9 protein-coding genes and 1 tRNA gene are annotated in these 19,396 nt (G+C 40.5%); 6 read left to right on the forward strand and 4 right to left on the reverse strand.

The features are described from left to right. Positions 1-54 precede the first annotated feature (54 nt). Genes I3249_RS05610 through I3249_RS05625 form a run of 4 tightly spaced genes read left to right on the forward strand, consistent with a single transcriptional unit; the run spans position 55 to position 6,442 of the window. Positions 55-1,137, forward strand: coding sequence for a PspC domain-containing protein (locus tag I3249_RS05610; protein WP_238069015.1), 1,083 nt, complete (start codon positions 55-57; stop codon positions 1,135-1,137). Positions 1,138-1,173: 36 nt separating this feature from the next. Beyond that, positions 1,174-2,187, forward strand: a complete 1,014-nt coding sequence (locus I3249_RS05615; RefSeq protein WP_238069016.1) for a hypothetical protein — start codon at positions 1,174-1,176, stop codon at positions 2,185-2,187. 31 nt (positions 2,188-2,218) lie between these two features. Further along, positions 2,219-4,738 (forward strand): Hsp70 family protein, encoded by a 2,520-nt coding sequence (locus I3249_RS05620; RefSeq protein WP_238069018.1) that lies wholly within the window; start codon positions 2,219-2,221, stop codon positions 4,736-4,738. Positions 4,739-4,741: 3 nt separating this feature from the next. Then, positions 4,742-6,442, forward strand: a complete 1,701-nt coding sequence (locus I3249_RS05625) for an ATP-binding protein (protein WP_238069019.1) — start codon at positions 4,742-4,744, stop codon at positions 6,440-6,442. 267 nt (positions 6,443-6,709) lie between these two features. Here the strand turns inward: I3249_RS05625 and I3249_RS05630 are convergent, their stop codons facing one another. From I3249_RS05630 to I3249_RS05645, 4 genes are all read right to left on the reverse strand, one after another. After that, the gene (locus I3249_RS05630; RefSeq protein ID WP_238069020.1) at positions 6,710-7,933 is read right to left on the reverse strand and encodes an integrase arm-type DNA-binding domain-containing protein; all 1,224 of its coding nucleotides are present in this window, start codon (positions 7,931-7,933) and stop codon (positions 6,710-6,712) included. A 171-nt stretch (positions 7,934-8,104) separates the two neighbouring features. Beyond that, positions 8,105-8,177 (reverse strand) — tRNA-Arg (locus tag I3249_RS05635). Positions 8,178-8,250: 73 nt separating this feature from the next. After that, positions 8,251-9,036 carry a hypothetical protein gene (locus I3249_RS05640; protein WP_238069021.1) on the reverse strand — a complete coding sequence of 262 codons (786 nt, stop codon included), beginning with the start codon at positions 9,034-9,036 and terminating at the stop codon, positions 8,251-8,253. 66 nt (positions 9,037-9,102) lie between these two features. Beyond that, on the reverse strand, positions 9,103-9,630 hold the full coding sequence (locus I3249_RS05645; RefSeq protein WP_165597344.1) for a hypothetical protein: 528 nt from the start codon (positions 9,628-9,630) through the stop codon (positions 9,103-9,105). Positions 9,631-10,069: 439 nt separating this feature from the next. Between I3249_RS05645 and I3249_RS05650 the strand changes: the two genes are divergently transcribed. Further along, positions 10,070-14,578 (forward strand): exodeoxyribonuclease V subunit gamma, encoded by a 4,509-nt coding sequence (locus tag I3249_RS05650; RefSeq protein WP_238069022.1) that lies wholly within the window; start codon positions 10,070-10,072, stop codon positions 14,576-14,578. A 248-nt stretch (positions 14,579-14,826) separates the two neighbouring features. Beyond that, on the forward strand, positions 14,827-19,368 hold the full coding sequence (locus I3249_RS05655; protein ID WP_238069023.1) for a UvrD-helicase domain-containing protein: 4,542 nt from the start codon (positions 14,827-14,829) through the stop codon (positions 19,366-19,368). Positions 19,369-19,396: the final 28 nt, after the last annotated feature.

Raw genomic sequence — 19,396 nt, forward strand, 5'->3', positions numbered from 1 at the left:
CTATGATCTTAGAATGAAGCTGTTTGCTGGTATCATTAATTCCGAGCTTAAATTATGACTTTTGCAAGAGGTCTAATTAGCAAAAAAATTATTGATACATTAATAGATTATGTATCTAGTATTCCTGATAAGCCATTTGGTGATTTTAATATTGGACTGCTAGATAGTTTTCATGAGTATTCTGAGGGTTTAGCAGACTATGCTGAATCAAAAATAATTAACCCTTGTTTTCATTATATTGAAGATATTATCAAAAATAGTAATGACTTAATAGAAGCTGAGGATGATTCAGAAATATATAATAGTAACAACCTAAATTCTGTTGAAGAGCTAATCTATACACTTGATTATTACTCGAGTAATTACAGAATAAAAAATATAATTAACAGCTATGCCGAAGCAGCAAGACGCTGCTCTCTTTTTGCATATAATATTGTTGATGACGACGATTTAGCTTTAGAACTAATTAACTGGGCGGATAGCTTACCTGCATATGGCTCTATAAAAGAAACTATCTCAAAAGATAAGCAGGTTTTACAGGATAGGTTAGCAAATAATCTGTTAGAAGTTCAGATCGAACCTATTATTGATTGTTTAAAGTCTGATATATCATCACTAGATGATGCCAAAAATAGAATCAATATGTTTGAACATATGCTTCAAAAAATACCTGTTGAAAGCGAACATTATGTTGGGATATCAAGTGCTTGTGTTAAAAAATTACTAAATTATGTGATTGATAGCTTTAATCAAACAATGGAGATGTTTAGTGATGATAAGGACATCAATAGTTTAAAATATAAAGCTAAAAAATGCGAAGAGATCATAGCAAGTCTCATATATTTTACAATGGATTATGATACTCAGCAGTTTTTTAATAAAACTTCTAGAGATATCAGTAAAGAAAAAAATGATATTGATTCTATAGCTGAAAAAGTGAGTAGCAATGAACTGACTACTACGAGCGAATCGAGTGGGGGATTTATTACTGGATCTTTATATAGCCTTAGTGAACATACTGGTATCAATTTAGCCTTTCTAAGGATAGTGTTTGTATTAGGTACTTGGATGACTGGATTTTGGGCGGGCATAATTCTATATGTAGTGTTAGCTTTTATAGTCCCTAAAAAGCAATAATTAAAATAAATATTATATATAGTAAAGGTGAAATAAATGTATAAAAAGCAAGTGTTTCTATTGTTGTTAGCTAACTTTTTAGTTGTTAATCCCGCTTTAGCCGCTACTGATAAAGAAGTATTGCAGTCAGTTACAGCGTTACAAGAGAGTAGTAAACAATATAATATTGACCTTCAGAAACTAAACAAAAAAAATGATGTGTTAAGGACTGAGCTAATAAAACGTGACCAAAAATACCTCAAAGATATGGCGGCTCTCAATATTAAAATAAGTGATTTGAGCACTCAGCAAGTAGCAACTGATGGTGAGCTAAATAAGGTCAACGACTCTGTTATTAGCTTAAATAAGAATACTGAAAATAAAATATCTCAATTATCGCAGCAGCTTAATAGCTTAAGTGAGAATACACAAAATACAACGTCTCAATTATCGCAGCAGTTAAGTAGTCGCACTATTGCCATTATTGCTGGATTATTGACACTATTAGGCTTATTAGCAGCAAGTTTCTTCGCGCTTAAAAAACGCCAAACTGAAAGCAGCGTAGGGCTATTAGAAAAAGTGCAGTCGGCGCTAACTAACGTAAAGTTGTCTGAAGAACATATTGTCAAATCTGATACGCAACTGGCTGATAAGCTCCTAGAAGTATTAGAGCAGATGAAACAAACGCCTATCCTACCAGCTGTTCCTCCTGTGACTGAGTCAGCTGTAGCCACTACAAGCCATGAGCCTGACCATGGACTGGCAATCAAATTAGCTGATGAGATACATCGGATGCGTAAGCGCATTGAAGCACTGCCAGATGATACCAAAGGACTAAAATCCTTGAGTAAATCATTAGAAAGACTAGAAGAAGAGCTTAAAGAGCAAGGCTATGACATCATTGATTATATAGGAACATCCTATAATGAGAACATGTCCATTCAAGCTAGATTTATTCCTAGTGATGATTTGGATGAAGGGCAGAGTGTCATTACTAAAGTGGTGCTACCACAGGTCAATTATCAAGATAAGCTCACTCGTATGTCTGACGTTGAAGTCAGTGTAGGCTAAAAATTGCTAAAATAAATTATAAAATAAAGGAATGATAATGCGTCAAAAAATAGATTTTGGTATTGATTTAGGCACGACTAACTCTGCTATCGCCGTCATGCAAGATGGTGAGGCAGTAATTATTAAATCAGATGACAATCAGATGGATACCACATCGTCATGTGTATCGTTTAATAAAAAACAAACTATATTCGTTGGGTTGAGCGCCAAGCAAGGTATAGACAGAGAGGCTGTTAATAACTTTAAAAGACGTAAATATGCAGAACCAAATGGCTACCAAGAGTTTAAACGTAACATGGGTACAGACCATCAATATCGTTCAAGTAATATGAGTAGAAGTTATAGCTCAGAAGAGTTATCTGCTGAATTGTTGAAGAAGCTCAAAGGTTACGTAAGGGAAGAAGCTATCGTAGCTGCTGTCATCACGGTACCTGCGATGTTTGAGCAACGTCAATTGGATGCTACTCAGCGCGCAGCAGAGTTGGCAGGTTTTGGTTACTGTGAGCTGTTGCAAGAGCCGATAGCCGCCTCTATCGCCTATGGTGTTAAAGCCAGCAGTCAATCAGGGTATTGGTTGGTGTTTGACTTTGGTGGCGGGACATTTGATGCCGCGTTGATGCATGTTGAAGAAGGCATCATGAAAGTAGTTGACACTGAAGGCGATAATCATCTTGGCGGTAAAGACCTTGATGATGCTATCGTTGATCAGCTGTTAATACCTGAACTACAGCGACAATGTAGCTTGGATGAGACTTTATCCAATGACAAGTTTCGAAAACTATTACAAGAGGCTTTGAAAAAACCTGCAGAAGACGCTAAAGTTTCACTATCTTCTAAATCACAATGGAGCTATTTTATTGAGGATTTAGGGGAAGATGATGAGGGTGACGAAATAGAGGTCGATATAAGCGTGACTTTAGAGCAATACGAACAAGTGGTCACGCCAATATTTCAACGCGCCATTGATATTACTAAAAAATTGCTAGCACGTAATAATATTGCAGGTAATGACTTAACCTCATTGATTTTGGTTGGTGGTCCTACATTTCAACAGACATTACGTCGTATGCTAACAGAGCAGATAACCCCAAAGATTGATACCAGTATTGACCCTATGACTGCAGTAGGAAGAGGGGCGGCTTTATTTGCCTCTACTAAAAATATTCCACAAAACTTACAAAAGCGTGATACCAGTAAAGCCCAGCTAACTCTAAGATATCCAGAAACGACGGTAGAAACTCTTGAGAATCTTGGGCTTAGAATCGATAGAGAGCTTTCAACAGCTAATCTACCAGAAAGTTTTATCTTAGAGATAGTTAGAAATGATAGTGCGTGGTCATCAGGTAAACTAACCATAGATAATGATGTTGAAATTATTGAATTACAGTTAAATGAAGGCAAAAGTAATCAGTTTAATATTAAATTATTCAGCCCTGATGGTGCCCTTATTCCTTGTGAGCCTAGTTCTATCAATATTATTCAAGGGGTTAAAATTGCGGCTGCCACTTTGCCTCTTGCAATTGGTTTGGAAATTTTTGATACACTCACAACTAAGCAGGGTGTATATGCACTAGATGGTTTAGAAAAAAATAAAACCCTGCCCGCTAAAGGAAAGGGTGTTTTTAAAACTATGAAAGACGTACGTCCTAGTGTTAAAGAGGATGTATTGACTATTCCTATTTATGAGTTTAAACAAGAAAGCTCGCGAGCGCTGCATAACTCTCGTTTTGGTCAATTTATTATCACTGGTGCAGATTTACCAAGCTTTTTACCAGCAGGTAGTGACATTGAAGTCACGTTAAATATCGATGCGTCTCGTCGAGGTAAGCTGTCTGTTTATATTCCAGCGTTAGATGAGAGTTTTGATTTTGATATCGTATCAACGATTGACACAGATATTTCTACAGATCAGTTAAAGCGAGAGTTATCCCAAGCTCGTCAAGTAGCTATAGAGCTGGCCTCTGAAGGTAATTATGAAGCAGAAATGAAAATAAATGACATTAATGAAGCAGAAAAACTACTAGAAGCTCGTAGTGAGGATCGTTCAACCAAGGATAAAGTTAGATCTGATTTAAAAAATACCTTTGTTGAATTAGATAAATATGAAGCAGAAGGTGCGTGGCCAAAAGCACAAGGAAAGTTAAAAGTAGCACTTAAGTCGTTAAGAGATACCAATGAGAATAATGGTAATGCTAAAACTCGTAGTATGATGTTTGAATTCGAGTCTCAAGCGCAGCAAATTTATTCAAAACAGGATGTTAATAGTGCTATAAAACTAGAAGATCAAGTAAGAGACGTTACCTTTGAAGTTTATCGTCAGGATAGAAACTTTTGGATATCATACATTATATACATGGATGAGAGCTTCGATGAAATAACTTGGACAGATGAACAAGCCGCTTATCGAGGATTACAGCAACTTAAACAACTGTTAAACTCAGAACCAAGTAAAGAGGTTTTAGAAGATGCTGTAATCGCTGTTGCTCAGTATATGACACCTGAGAGCCAAGCAAAAATGCAGAACGTCGATACCAGTTTATTACGTAGATAATTTATGAATAATCAGAGTGCTTTTGCACGCCATGACTATATCGATAATGACTATCAGGTAAAGTTTTTTCTGGGTAATGATGCTATTGCTGAAACTTATCAGATCATCACTGGTCAAGATCAGCTTAAAATCCTTAAGCTCATCAAGCCTGAAAGTATCTCTATAATAGACTTAGAGCTTCTTAAGTCTAAGCTTGGAAAATATTCGAGAGTTCTCGAAGATAACGTTATCAGCAATTCTATTTTGAAGTCTTTTACTAATGAGAGACAGCAGTTCTTTTATTTTTTACAAGACTTTGTAGTTGGTGAGTCTTTGTTAGAATTAATAAATAGAGAAATTTACTTAGACGTCTATTTAGCATCGAAAATTGCTAATCTAACTTTGATATTGTTATCAAAGTTAGATTGTTTAGAAGGCATTACAATTACTCCTGATAAAGTCTTTTTGAGTTATCTATCTGATGAACTATCTATTTATTTAGCGCCTTTTAGCCTTACTGACTTCATACTAGATGAGACAAAAGGTGTCCCAACCTTATCATTTGTATATGGGCTTGATTCAAACTTCCAACAGTCCATCAACTCCTTTTACTCAGTAGCAACGCTTCTATATCGTTGCATCGTTGGCATGCTGCCTTGGGATTATGATATTGATTGGTCTCGTTCAAAAATAAGTATCTTGAAAATAACTCAGCTGCATAGAGCATCTTTCCTATTAAAGAAATCTAACTTTTATCAATTTATGCCAGAGGAATTAGGAAATATTCTTTATGAAGCATTAGCCTATGAGAAACTTGATACCTTTGCTGATGATATAGGGAGTTTTATCCAACGTTACTATGAATTTTCTAAGTATGAAGATTATAGAGGTGTAGAAGATAAGCAGAATGATGAAATAATAGCGATAAATGAAAAGAGTGTGGGACTTGCTCAAGTTGCAGGGATGAAGGGTTTAAAAGAAACCCTACAGATAGATGTGATTAATCCTCTTAAAGACCGTACTGCTCATCTGAAATATGGTATCCAACCCCTCAACGGTCTGTTGCTATATGGACCTCCTGGCTGTGGTAAAACCTTTATTGCAAGGCAGCTAGCTGAAGAATTGGGATATAGATTTTTTGAGGTTAAACCTTCAGATCTTGCCAGTACTTATGTACATGGTACTCAAGAGAAAATAGGAAAACTGTTTCGGGATGCAAGATTAAATGCGCCTTCAATCATATTTATTGATGAGGTTGATGCGATTTTACCGAGTCGTGATAGTGATAATTTGAACCACCACTATTCTTCAGAGGTTAATGAGTTTTTAGCACAGTTAACAGACTGCAATGAGAGGGGTATATTTGTAGTGATGGCCTCAAATCGACCAGATGTTATTGATAAGGCAATATTAAGAACAGGGCGCATTGATAAGATCATATATGTGTCATTACCTGATTTCATTTCAAGAAAAGAACTTCTAAAACTATTGTTGGAAAATAGGCCAAAGGAGAAGCTGTTAGATTTGGATAGCTTATCAATGCTACTGGCTGGCTATGTCTCTAGTGACATTAAGTTCATAGTAAATGAAGTTGCTAAAATTGCAATGAAAAATGAGCAGCCTATAAATAGCAGTCACTTCATGAACATTACACAGAAAACCGCTCCTTCAGTTAGCTTTGATCAGATAGAGAGATACGACTCTTTTGCTAATTTATCATACTAAATCTTGCATTTTTTATATTGAAAATATTCTCACCCTGTATTATTAGTTGATAAGAATTTTTTGTAAATCAAGCCTTTAATACATTTATCATATTTGGAGTCTCAGTGTTCTTACGATAGATTTAATAGGTATGTTTACGTCGCTTACTATCTAGAAGCAGATTTTCTACTACTTATGCTGCTCAATATCAACTGTGAGCCATACTCTCAGCTTGTGGATCATGTTTCCTAAGATTAAGTGCAAATGATTAAGCCCTGCTGTTTGATACTATGTTACTTCTTTTATCGTTTGCGATCTCAATTCATCTAAGTAGTTCGCCCACTCTTGCAGCATCTCTTTGCGCTCAGTTAAAAATTGAGCACGATTATATGCCCGCCCGTGCATGTCAGGCACGCGATGACCCAGCTGCAACTCAACAAATCGTTCATCAAATTTAAGCTGCTCAACAATCATGGTACGGGCGCTGGCGCGGAAACCGTGGATAGTGTGAGTGTCACCAGCAATGCCAAGCCGCTTTAGAGCTTGATTCATTGTGTTTTCACTCATGGGTTGTACAGTAGTGTGAATGGCAGGGAATACGAACTCAGACCTTTTATGGTCAGATAGGGCGGTTAAAATCTCAACGGCTTGATTAGGTAATGGCACAATTAATGATATACCTGTCTTGCGTTTTGTCTTGCGGGGCGTGAAAGTCCACGTCTTTTTTTCTAAATCAATTTCATCCCATCTAGCATAGCGCATTTCACCAGCCCTGACAAACAACATCGGCATAAGCTTTAACGCGCACCTAGTCTCGAATAAGCCTTGATAGTCGTCAATAGCACGTAACATAGTACCAAACTCTTTAGGGTCTGTAATCGCAGGATAATGCTTTGTAGGGGGTTGTTTTAACGCCCCTTTTAAATCTTGAGTAACATCACGCTCAGCGCGGGCGGTCTGCACCGCATATCTAAAGACTTGACCCGCCAGCGATTTCATCTTCAACGCGGTTTCAAGATAACCTTTAGCCTCAACGACCTTGCAGGCGTCAAGCACGTCTATTGGCTTGATATGGGTGATAGGTAGATCGCCAATGCTATCGCTTAGGTAGGCAGCATAGCGGCGGTTATTCTTATGCGTGGCTGGTGATAAATGGGTTTGTCTTGATATGTACTCTTCTGCAAGCATGGCAAAGGTATTATTAGACTCTAATATCTGTTGGCGTTCATCGTCCTTTTTAACCTTACGGGGGTCATGCCCGCTGGCAAGCATGGATTTAATATCAGATCGCAACACCCGCGCATCCGCTAAGCTGATTCCAGGATATTGCCCTAAAGTCATTGTCACCCGTTTTTTAGTAATAGGCGTGGTGAAGTCAATGCGCCATGATTTTGTGCCCGTTTTGCTTACATACAAATACAAGCCACCGCCGTCAGTTAAATTATAAGCCATGCCAGTAGTTTTGGCTTGGCTTACCTGAGTGTGGGTAAGGGGTTTCACTACTTTAGCCATGTTTTTACAGTATCCTATAAGTGGTTTTTAAGCTGATACTGTATAGAATACTGTAATTATCACAGTATGCAACGGTTAATTATGGGTAGGTATGGTTAGTTAAAGGCAATAAAAAACCCCTGTAAGCTATGCTAGTAGGGGTTTATGGGTCATTATGGGTATCTTATGAAGTGCGCCCACCAAGACTCGAACTCGGATCGATCGCTTAGGAGGCAACTGCTCTATCCTGTTGAGCTATAGGCGCATTATGGAGTGACATTGTAGAAAAAAGCAGTCATAAAAGCAATCAACAAAAGATAAATAAAGACAATTTATCCTTACTCACCATTGCTAAGCGCGTCAGTGACATCTACAGCATGATCACCTGATGCATTTTTTGCCTGTGAGGTTGGTTTAAATAAGTCATTTACACTGTTCTTATAACCACTAATGTTCTCATAATCATATTTTTTTAGTATGTCTTGACCTGTGCTCGATAGTAAAAAATTACGAAAGTTAATAGCAGTTGTATCGTCTGTCAGGATGACACCTTCAAGCGCTTGTTCATCTTTTAGAGCATAGTTAAAGGGATTTAGAGTGTGTATCTCTTTATCATTATTCTTGTCAGAAGCATCATTTGTACCAACACCCTCAGTACCTTTCTGACTTTGACTATTGCTATCTTGTGCCTGTTGCAATTCTGACTGTAGGAGTGATACCCGTTCTGTAGATAGGCTATCGTCATTGGTAATAATCATATCTGTATCAAAGACATAATCAGAGAGTTTGTCTTTGGTAGAACCACTACTTGGTACTGTAAGAAGGTCGTTAGAGGGTACATAGCTCGCTAACACTTGTACGTGCGGATAACGAGATTCAAAGCTCACAATGATATCGTCCAAAGGTATCTGTAACTTCTTTTCTGCTCGAATATATAGAACACTATCAACAATCTCTCTTGATTCATCACCTTTCGTACTAGGGTCTGCTTCACTTTCACTTGCCATGATTGGCAATGGGTCTGTGTTTTTTTGATTACTGGTCCACAACCAAATGAAGACCGCGATAAAGATTGTGAGCAGTAGCAAGATTAGCCCAGCCAGCAGTAGTTTGTAGTCTTTCATATATTACTGCTCTTTTATTATTAGTTGATTCATAGCAACGTTTATATACAGGGTGGTATCTAGTTTTCAAAGCTTTTGTTCTAGTACTTCATCGGTTAATTCAGCCAACATGTCTGCAAAGATATCTGTGTCTGCAGAAGGGGTAGATACTTGTTCTTCATTAACCTCACCACTTTCATCAGTATGGCCATTGGTTTGGCAATCTGTTAGAGGATCAGATTGGTCGTTTAATACCTTGGCAGCAGGTGTAGTAGTTTGATGCGCTGCTAACGGCGATTCACCGGTTAATAGTCTGTCTTTTAACCATCTAAACCCATGTGCCTCCCACCATGCTTCAAAACGTGGCAACGTGCTACTACGTACCGCTACAGGTAGATCTAGCGTTCTCAATTTCTGCGCAAGGATAGGGTCGCTGATAGCTTGATGGATGCTCAAATAAAGTGAGCTACTATCATCGGTATAGGGTCGTCTGTTTTTCCATGATCTCTCATCGATTTTCATACGTGGCAGTTGCCACAACTCACCGCGATAATACACGACGTATAAGCGTTGTTTTGGATGGACAAAAATGGCATCAATGGGACGCAATGGCATAATATTAAGTAATCCCGTCAATAGAAAGTGTTATTTAGATACAGGTTGTAAAGGTCGATTTAAAAACCGCAATGAGATTATTTCATTGTAAATAGGAATGATAGTATAAAACGACACTAGATGTCGCAAGCTTATTATAATATCGGCATTTACACTAGTAAACGATAACCATCAATGGCACACTGATAGCAAATTTGGCAAGTCAACGTTATCAATGGATATGTAGAATTTGCTACTATGATTGTTTTTGTTTCTGGCCCTCATGCTAGCAGAAATGCATCATAGTAACGACCATCAAACATGGATTGATGAGTATCGATTTTTGTTTTGTCTGGACGTTTTATAGCGTTTTTGACATTGGATACAGACATCTCATCATAAGTGAAGCCTTTTTTATTAATCCTAATATCTAACCCTTATTTCAATCAGATTATTGTCTATGTTCACTATTATTCAGTCGCACCGTACCGAAAACCTCGTTGATCAATTGCTTGTACAGTACCAGTCCAAGGATCAGCCTGTTTTTGAGCCTTTTATTGTCATTGTACCGTCAATGGTATTGGGTGATTGGTTGGATAAAACTATTGCTAGCCGTGCTGGTATTAGTACCTTGGTGCGTACTAAATTTTGGGGCCAGTATCAATGGACGCTGATGCAAGATGTATTGACCCGCCATAATGCATACTTACTGGCGCAAAACCCTGAAGCGACAACTCTAAACGTGCCGGAAGTGGCGGTGTTGTCACCGACAGTAATGCAGTGGCGATTGTTTGGTTATTTGACTTATTATCAGGAGTCGATTGTTGCAGATGAAAAGCATCCAGTTCATCCATTGTTAGCGTCTTTGATTGATGACCCACAGGCAAGCGCTCAACAAGACAGCTTACAACAGGATAAGGCGCAACAAGATGCTCGCATTTGGCAGCTGGCAAGCGATTTGGCTAGGGTGTTTAACCGCTATTTGACTCACCGTGAGGATTGGTTGGCATTATGGTCGCAAAACAAGCCGTTGAGCGTAAGTGAGTTGATAGCGGATAAAGACGCCTTATCCCTGCGCTTTGATAAGTATGCGCGAGGCACGCCTGAGTGGTTGGTCGACCATTATGTTGAGTTAGAAATTTCCCAACGATTCTTGTGGTCGCATTTGTTTGCCGATGTTCATCTACACCGTGTGGCACTGGAGCGTGCGTTCTGGTCAGCTTTAAAAGGTAACAAAGCGAATGAGCGTGATCAGTTGCCCAAAGTACTGCGTATATTTACCATTCAGCAACTGCCACAGACCGAGTTAGACTTTCTACAGAGTCTGTCGCAATACATGAATATCACGCTATTGCATTACAATCCATCAAAGCTGTTTTGGGCAGATATCGTTGATAAATCATGGTTACAACGCCAGCAGATTATTAATCCTGAGAGTGTGTTTTTGCGTGATTATGGTCACAGCTTGCTATCGCGTTTGGGCAAGCAGTCGCGCGATGCGTTTGCGATGCTTGCCAATTTATCAGGTAATGAGCAATACGACGATGCGCTAGTCGAATGGCAAGATAACTTTGATAAAGGTGTAGATAATGTGCTCGGTCATTACGATTATGAAAGCATAGATGCTGCTGATGACGCTGTCAGTACTCAAGATGCCCAAGGTAACCTGAGCTTATTAAAACGTTTGCAAAATGATGTGTTGATGCTTGATGAGCAATCGACCCAGCAAGCAACGGCTGCTACAGTCTCACAAGCAGTAAGCAAGCAACTAGAGCCAAGCTTTGATGGAGATAAGCCAGCAACGGCTTGGTATGAAGATGAAGCGTTAGAGAATAAGCGTTTTGAGAAAGACCGTTTTTGGGCAATCTCTTCCCAAGATAATAGCCTAAGCATTCATTCGTGTCATAGTTTGCAGCGTCAGCTTGAAGTGCTGCGTATTATGATTGGTCGTTGGCTAAATGAACCTATCAGATCTGGTGAGAAGAAACGCCATATCTCCGACATCGTTGTGCTGCTACCTGATGTTGAACGTCATCATGCATTGATTGGCTCTATCTTCGTCAATGGTAAAGGTCAAGACGGTTTGACTTTGCCTGCTAAAGTGACTGGTGTTGTTGATGCCGACATTCGCCAGTTATGGGAAGCGATTATCGGTTTTTACAAGCTATTGGGTAGCCATAGTGCCCGTTTTGAAGCAGCTGAAGTCTTAGACTGGCTCATGTTACCGCCTTTATTTGAAAGCTTTGGACTGACTCATGAGCAAATGAGCCGTGGCTGTGATTTATTGGTAGAGGCGGGCTTTATTCGCGGTTTTGACGAGCTTCATCTTAAGCAAACGTTGGACGGTAATGATTACGACTATCGCTTCAGCTTTGCACAGGCATTAGACAGATTAACTTTAGGTCTGGTCATGCCAGAGGCCGAGTTAAGTGACTGCTTGTATCCTTTAGATGAGGATGAATGGCCAAGCACTGCGTTACCAGAAATGACCTTGCCGTTACCACAAGTGAGCCTAAATGATGCGTTGATTGTTGAAGCGCTTTGCCGTATTTATACTGGCTTGGTTGCACGACGTGATGATCATACACAAAAAATGAAAGCGGAAGATTGGCTCGATCAGATTGAGACACAAGTTATCCATCGCTACTTTGGCGATGTGGATCAAACACGTACCATGCGCGCCATTTACAACGCGATGAATGGCTTTAAATCAAGTCTACGAGCCAATCGTCACTATAGGCAGTACGCTAGTGGTGATGTCGACAACAGAGAAGTGGAGCAGAAGCTAGCAGGTGTGGAGCAATTGCCGCTCAAGCTGAGCTTTATGCTAGACAGTATCGAAAACGAGCTTGAGAGTCAGCAGGTCAGTGCGGAGCCGACGGGTGTGATTACCTTTGGTCGATTCGGTGCACTAAGAAACGTGCCTTTTGAGCTGGTGGTGATGCTCAATATGGATCTCTCTGAGTTTCCTGGGCGTGACCGAGACAACCGCTATGATTTGATGAAAGCGACCAATGCACGCCGCGGTGACAGAGTTAGTGAAGATGATGACAACGGTGCATTTTTAGATGCACTACTGTGCGCGCGTAGTGCATGCTGGATGTTCTACAATGGCCAAAGCTTGACGGACACTCATGAGCATCTGCCAGCCAACCCAGTGAGCGAGCTATTGCAGTTTTTGCAAGGCGAGGTGCAATGGCAGGTGAACTCGCTTGAGACATTACCCGAGAATATTGATCCGACTACCGAGAGTCTCAAGCGCTATTTGCCTAAATTGATTAAGCAGTGGTTGGTGACTGAGCATCCTGCACTCCCTTTCCATGAGAGTCTGTTTGAGACAGAAATCGAAGGCACTGATGTTTTTGAGCAAGTGTCTCCTGATATTGATGACAATGCTAATGCCAAGGTTAATATCAATGCTCAGGTTACCAGCCCTTTCGATATGATTGATGAGCTGGATACTTTATTAAATACAGCCATGCGCAAAACCAAACTGGCTCAGAAAAAGCAGTTTCCGCCTGCGCCGCTTTGGCAAGCGGTGTTTGACACATTAAAAGGTCGAGTATCTAGTGAGCATAAAGAGTTGGTGGGCTTGCCCACGAAGGCGCAGTATGAGTCAATCGCTCAGGTGCTTGGTCAAGGCTTAGGTCAGCTAGGTCAAGTAGACAATCAAACCTTGTCTGCAGTGGCTAATATGCTAGCGCTAGATACAGCTGTTGATGCTAGCGATGTCAATAACATGACAGAGGTGCTCATCCAAGCTTTATCTGATAGCATATTTAACATCGGAGAGATAGATATTGAAGGAGAGTTGGCTTACCAAATACGCCATCCTGCCAAAGCGTTCTTACGGGCTCAAAAGGTGCATGTGGTGCAAGGTGAAGAAGCGCTGTCGCAGCAAGAGCCGCTATTCTTAGACAGTTTAACTACCTATCAAATTAAAGATCATTTGATTAAACAGTTGGTTACTGATGAGAATAAGAAAAATGATAGTAGTGCAGCGGATGAAACTACCACTCCAACTCTAATGTATCAAAAAATTATGCCTGCTGGTGTCGCTCGCCAAACTACATTACCCAATCAACAAAAGAAACTGCAACAGCAATGTCTAGAGTTCAAAGAGCAGCTAATTGCTAATGGCTTTGATGAAAGCAGTATTCTCAACGAGAGTAAGGCAGATAGTAGCAGTGTATTGCAGCTACTGACGCCAACCGCCGAGCATCCGGTTCAGATAGAGCTAAAAAATATACTGAGTAGCACTGACAACGAGTCAAGTAATCAGACGTATATAGAGGGTATAGAAACACTGTTTAAGCTGTTGCCAAAAGTCATTAAGATAAAGGGCTCAGTACCAATATCAGCACCCATATCAGTTATTCAGGCAGGCGTGCCTTATGCTCAGCAATCGCCTAAGCAATGGTTAAATATACTGCCCAATTCTGCTAGCCCTAGACATTTGCTCAAGTTTTGGTTGTCACATTTGTATTGGCAAGTAGCCAGACGTACCACTGCTGAGCAAGTGGCATTAAATGATGGCGTGAGTATTTGGCGCTTTAATAAGCCTAGCTCGCAAGTCAAAAAGTATGACAAAGTGATCGCATTTAAATTAAGCCCGATCGTGTATGAAGATGCAGTAATTGAGCTGATAAAATGGGCTGTTTTTGGCAAATTAACGGGTCAAGTGCCCATTACGTTATTACCAGAATATGCACTTAACTACCTTGATAAGTATTTAACCGCTGAAGAAGGTGACAGCAACTGCTACTGGCCAAAACGAGCCGACTTCTCAGACTGGTTAAGACCTAACTACAACTCAGACACGGTATACGATACTTGTTCGCAGCATGCTATTTGGCAGTACGTGCTACGTGACCAAAATGCGTTTAAGGCGCTATCGGCAGCTCTGACTACATTAGCCCAGCCATTATACGCGCCGATGTTTAATGCGTTAACTAACTTAGATAGTTAGCCAGTTATTTAGAACAGCCTCTAATTAGTTTTTGCTATTTTGTTCTAGGGCGTGTCTTTATTTCAAAAATGGTGATAAAAATGAGATAAATTGCCGTCAAACGAGGAAAATAGTGCCGATAATATCGGGATATTAACCAGCTATTTGACGATGTTTGGCAAAATTTAGCTATTTTTAGCCCATTTAGATAACTATCGAGTGAATTGAAGACACGCCCTAATAAATAATAATTAAAAGTATGCGCCCATATGACAGACCTTAGCGATCCAACCAATACCATTGACTCGTCTACACAACCGAACTTATTTGATGAATATTCAGATGAGCTGCCTTCGTCTGCTGTACCTGAACGTAAAAATGATGTCATACCAGCAGTTGACGTCGATCTAACGGGTAAACACCTAATCGAAGCCTCAGCGGGCACGGGTAAAACTTGGACGCTGACCGGTATTGTACTACGCCTACTGATCGAAGCGCGACGTGCGCCAGAGCAAATCATCGCCACGACTTTTACTCGAGCTGCCGCTGCCGAAATGCGTCAGCGTATCCATGATCGTTTGGTAGATTTTTATCAGCTATTACAATGGGTCACTAGCCTAAGTGCTGATACTGGCAATAAAGAGAGTCTCTATCCCAACATACTGCAAGTTATGCCTGAGGGAAATAAAGACGCACAAGCAGGCAGTAATTCAGACGTAGACGCAAACGTTGAGACAGGCATTGACGATTTAAATCAAGACCTTGCTACTGATAAGCAAGCGGCGGCAGAGAAACGTAAACAAGCAAAAAAAGACCGCGAAGATTGGCTGGTTAATCAGGCCAAATATGTGCGCTTAGATGGCATCATGCAAGATCCTATTAACCTGCATCTTGTCGGCTATTTGCTAGATCACGTGTACAGTTATCCAATGGCGGAAGCTATCAGGCGTACTGCATTGGTACTAACCACCTTGGATAAGCTATTTGTAGGTACGCTCGATAGCTTGGCGCAAAAATGGTTGACGGAGTACAGTAGCGAAACTGGTCACCAGCAGGGTATGGGGATTATTGAAGACAGCAGTATTGAACAAGTTACCGATAGTATTGTTCATGATGAGCTGCGTCAGTTTCAGAGCCGCTTATATTATGAGCAGCCTAAACTTTACGCGCTGATGGATCAGCAAGGTAAGCTGTCTGCAGTGGGTGATCATAAAAAGTATGTGACTCGCTCGCTTAATTTTATCTCTGCGCCGATTGATGAGATAAGGATTGAGAAAGGCTTTGACTTTGATGCATATGAAAAGCTAATCAATGAGTTTTCTCAGTTAGATTTAGCAGATATCCAGCCTTATTTAAATCCTGATTATAGAAAGTCTCAAGGGTTTCGTGGTGGTTCTAATCTAACCAAACAGTTTGATGCCATTATCGAGGTGCATCAAAAGATATCAGAGTATCAGCTGACCTTTAATAGCTATTTAAATGAGAGCGAAAACAAGATTTTGACATCATTGCAGGATTCTAGATATCCCGATGAAGATGGTAAAATTAAGAACTTTAATAAGAATAAAGAAAAAGAGCATCAGACGCTTTTTGAATTAGAGACCATTAGTAAGTTAATGGCTATTTTAGACATGCTTGATAGTTTAAATCAGCATATTTTGTTGGTATTAGCCAATCTTAACCGTCATATTGTGCTAGCTGTTCGCAATAGGCTGCCAGTAATTTTAGAAGAGCGCGGCGAGACGACCTTTAGTTTGCAGATGGTACGCTTAAACCAAGCATTGACTGGCCGCCAAGGAGATAAGCTGGCGCGTTATATTCGTCATCATTATCCTGTGGCATTGATTGATGAGTCGCAAGATATCAATGGCGAGCAAGCCATTATGATTGAAAGCATTTATTTGCCAAAGAATAAGCGTAAACAGTCGGACAATGACAAGCAGTCAACCACTAAAAAAGCCAATAATGAGTTTCTGCTATTGGTTGGTGATCCCAAACAGGCTATTTATGGGTTTCGCGGTGGCGATGTGGCCAACTACAACTATATGAAAGCCCAGTTTGACAAGAGTACGCTTTGGACACTTGATATCAATCGCCGTTCAAATGCCGGTGTGATTAACGCATTGAACTGCTGGTTTGGCATGGCTGATGCAGCAACTGCTGAGAATAAGCTGTCGCAGTTGGGTACTGGTATTCACTACCAACATATCAAAGCGGCAAAACCGGAATATGAGCTGTCTTGGTTTAATGAGTCAGATAGGCTAGATAACGTATTGGTGACAGAGGTTCTCTCTGCTCAGCCAGTGAGCTTGTTGCATCTGCCTTATGATAAGGACAAAGAGTTTGATTACGACGAGCATGAAATCACAGCTCGCCATATAGCCACTTTGCTTAATAGTGGTCAGACACTCAAAGGTAAGCCGATTCAGCCCAGTGATATTGGGGTGCTGGCACGTGCCAAAAAAGATCTGAAAAGGGTCGAAGATGAGCTAGTGAAACTTAATGTGCCGACTTTGACTACTAGTGATGTCAGTATCTTTGAGACTATTATGGCAGAAGATGTGGCAGCATTGCTGAGTGCCATGCTATACCCGTATCGTCATGACATGATTAATCGGGTATTGACCAGTCATCTATATGGACTGAGTATCAAAAACATCAAAGCCATGATGACGGATCATGAGTCAGGCATTACCGAAGGTAGCAGTGCACCAAGCGCCCATTCAAATAAGTCTAATTCGAAAGACTTCTCAGCGAATGAAGCTACTGATATTAAAAAAAGCTATCAAGACTTTATTACTTATCTAAAAGAAGGGGCACAGCGTTGGCAGCACTTTGGCATCTTATCAGCGCTACATTATTTATTAGATAAAAGTCCTGTGCAGCCGCAAGGCGTTTGGCAGGCCCTAGCTGCTCATCCAGAAGGTGACCGTCATATCATGGACTTGCGTCATGTGATGGACATTTTGGCGCAGTATGGTCTAGGCATGGGTGAGTATGAGTTGCTGGCGTGGTTTAGGCAGCATATAGATGCAGCACCCAACAGTGATTGGGCTAAGCAATATCCGCTACCGACAGAGTCTGGTGTGCAATTGATGACTATTCATAAGTCAAAAGGGCTTGAGTTCCCTATTGTCTATGTATTGGGAATGGGTGATGCCAGTAGGAAGTCTGGTAATAAGGAAGACTATGGGCTGTACCTATATAATGCGCAACAAGCGCCTTCAGCGCTAGTGCGGCAGTCGCTAGAAGTACAGCAGCCGATAGACAGTCAATCGACGGGTAATCAGCGCCGCTTCTCACCATTGCAAGGCTCTGCCACGGATGAGGGTTACTATACGGATATCGAGACACAAGAAGGTTTTGATGAGATAAGACGGCTTGGCTATGTGGCATTTACTCGAGCCAGTGAGCAGCTTTATGTGGTGCTGCGAGATCCGAGTAACAAGACAGGATTTGAGCTAAAGCCAGTGTTTTATTGGTTTGAATCGCCAGAAGCAAAGTTTGAGCTGCCGGATAGGCTCAAAGGTACCATAGGCATGCTCAGAGGTCATAAAGTTAATGAGTTCTATGACAATAATTACGCAAGCAATGGTGCTAACTCAGCAGGCGTAAATGACAATGTTCAGATAGTTGCTATCAAGTCAAATGCTCATAAGCCTAAAACAGAGGCTATTGAGTACGCGCCATTTTCTGAGGTGATGAAAACCAATTATTTTTATGGTTGGGCTAAGACCAGCTTTACCGCTTTAGCACGTCAGCTAGATGAATCTACACAAGCAATGGCGATAGTGGATGAGCGTATTGATGATGCGATAGACATTGATATGACAGAGTCTTCAGTTTCAGACCTCTCTTCACTGAATAGTAAAGAGTCTCTCGAACAAGACGATGAACTCAGTCCTAAGTCAGAAGATGATATCCGCTTTACTTTTGTAAAAGGTGCCAATGCTGGTACGTTTTTGCATGAGATATTTGAACAGATTGATTTCACTAATAAAGCCCAGTGGTCTCAGGTTATTGATAGAGCCATTAGTAGCTATCAGTTGCCGCTCATATATAGTAGTTCGGAACAACAAAGCCGCAGATCCCAAGGTAAGAAACAAAGAAATAGCGATGGGTTTGATCTTGAGTCAATAGATACAACCAAGCATGAGGCATTAGTTAATTGGATTGAAGAGGTGCTGCATGCGCCACTGTTGGCTTCCAATCAACCCTTGATTGCTCTTGATAAAGGTAAGCGATTTGCCGAGTTAGAGTTCAACATGGGGCTGTCAGAGAATTTCAAAGCACAGGATATTAGTAAGCTTTTCCAACAGTATTTACCTGACGAGACAGATAAACACGTCACTCTAGTGCCACAAAACAAAGCACATCTGTATCGTTATTTGCGTGGTGAGATTGACTTGGTGTATGAGCATGCTGGCAAGTATTATGTGGTCGATTATAAAAGTAACTTTCTAGGAAATAGCCTAAGCGATTATAATGAAAATACGCTTAAGCAAGCAATGTCTAAAGCGGGGTACTGGCTACAAGCAGCAATCTATCAAGTAGCATTACATCGGTTCCTTGCTATGAGGATCAGTGATTATACGGGTAACGAAGATAAATACTTAGGCGCTGTAGAGTACGTGTTTTTACGCGGTGTGTATGACCCGAATGCTCAGGCAGCTACTATGCCTACATCGCAAGATGTGGTTCAGTCTAATCACGATAGCTTGAGCAGTAATAGTTGCTATGGATTGGTTACTTGGGATATTCCCATTGCATTCATTAAAGGTCTAGATGCATTGTTTGGCCTGCCGGATTAATAAACCTTATATAGCAACTAGGTAGATA

Source organism: Psychrobacter sp. Ps1 (assembly GCF_022129425.1).
GTDB lineage: Bacteria > Pseudomonadota > Gammaproteobacteria > Pseudomonadales > Moraxellaceae > Psychrobacter.

Excerpts from the sequence above, each read along its gene's own strand:
- I3249_RS05645 (WP_165597344.1), bottom strand. The coding sequence starts at position 9,630 with ATGCCATTGCGTCCCATTGATGCCATTTTTGTCCATCCAAAACAACGC.
- I3249_RS05615 (WP_238069016.1), top strand. The coding sequence starts at position 1,174 with ATGTATAAAAAGCAAGTGTTTCTATTGTTGTTAGCTAACTTTTTAGTT.
- I3249_RS05620 (WP_238069018.1), top strand. The coding sequence starts at position 2,219 with ATGATAATGCGTCAAAAAATAGATTTTGGTATTGATTTAGGCACGACT.
- I3249_RS05630 (WP_238069020.1), bottom strand. The coding sequence starts at position 7,933 with ATGGCTAAAGTAGTGAAACCCCTTACCCACACTCAGGTAAGCCAAGCC.
- I3249_RS05625 (WP_238069019.1), top strand. The coding sequence starts at position 4,742 with ATGAATAATCAGAGTGCTTTTGCACGCCATGACTATATCGATAATGAC.
- I3249_RS05610 (WP_238069015.1), top strand. The coding sequence starts at position 55 with ATGACTTTTGCAAGAGGTCTAATTAGCAAAAAAATTATTGATACATTA.
- I3249_RS05650 (WP_238069022.1), top strand. The coding sequence starts at position 10,070 with ATGTTCACTATTATTCAGTCGCACCGTACCGAAAACCTCGTTGATCAA.
- I3249_RS05640 (WP_238069021.1), bottom strand. The coding sequence starts at position 9,036 with ATGAAAGACTACAAACTACTGCTGGCTGGGCTAATCTTGCTACTGCTC.
- I3249_RS05655 (WP_238069023.1), top strand. The coding sequence starts at position 14,827 with ATGACAGACCTTAGCGATCCAACCAATACCATTGACTCGTCTACACAA.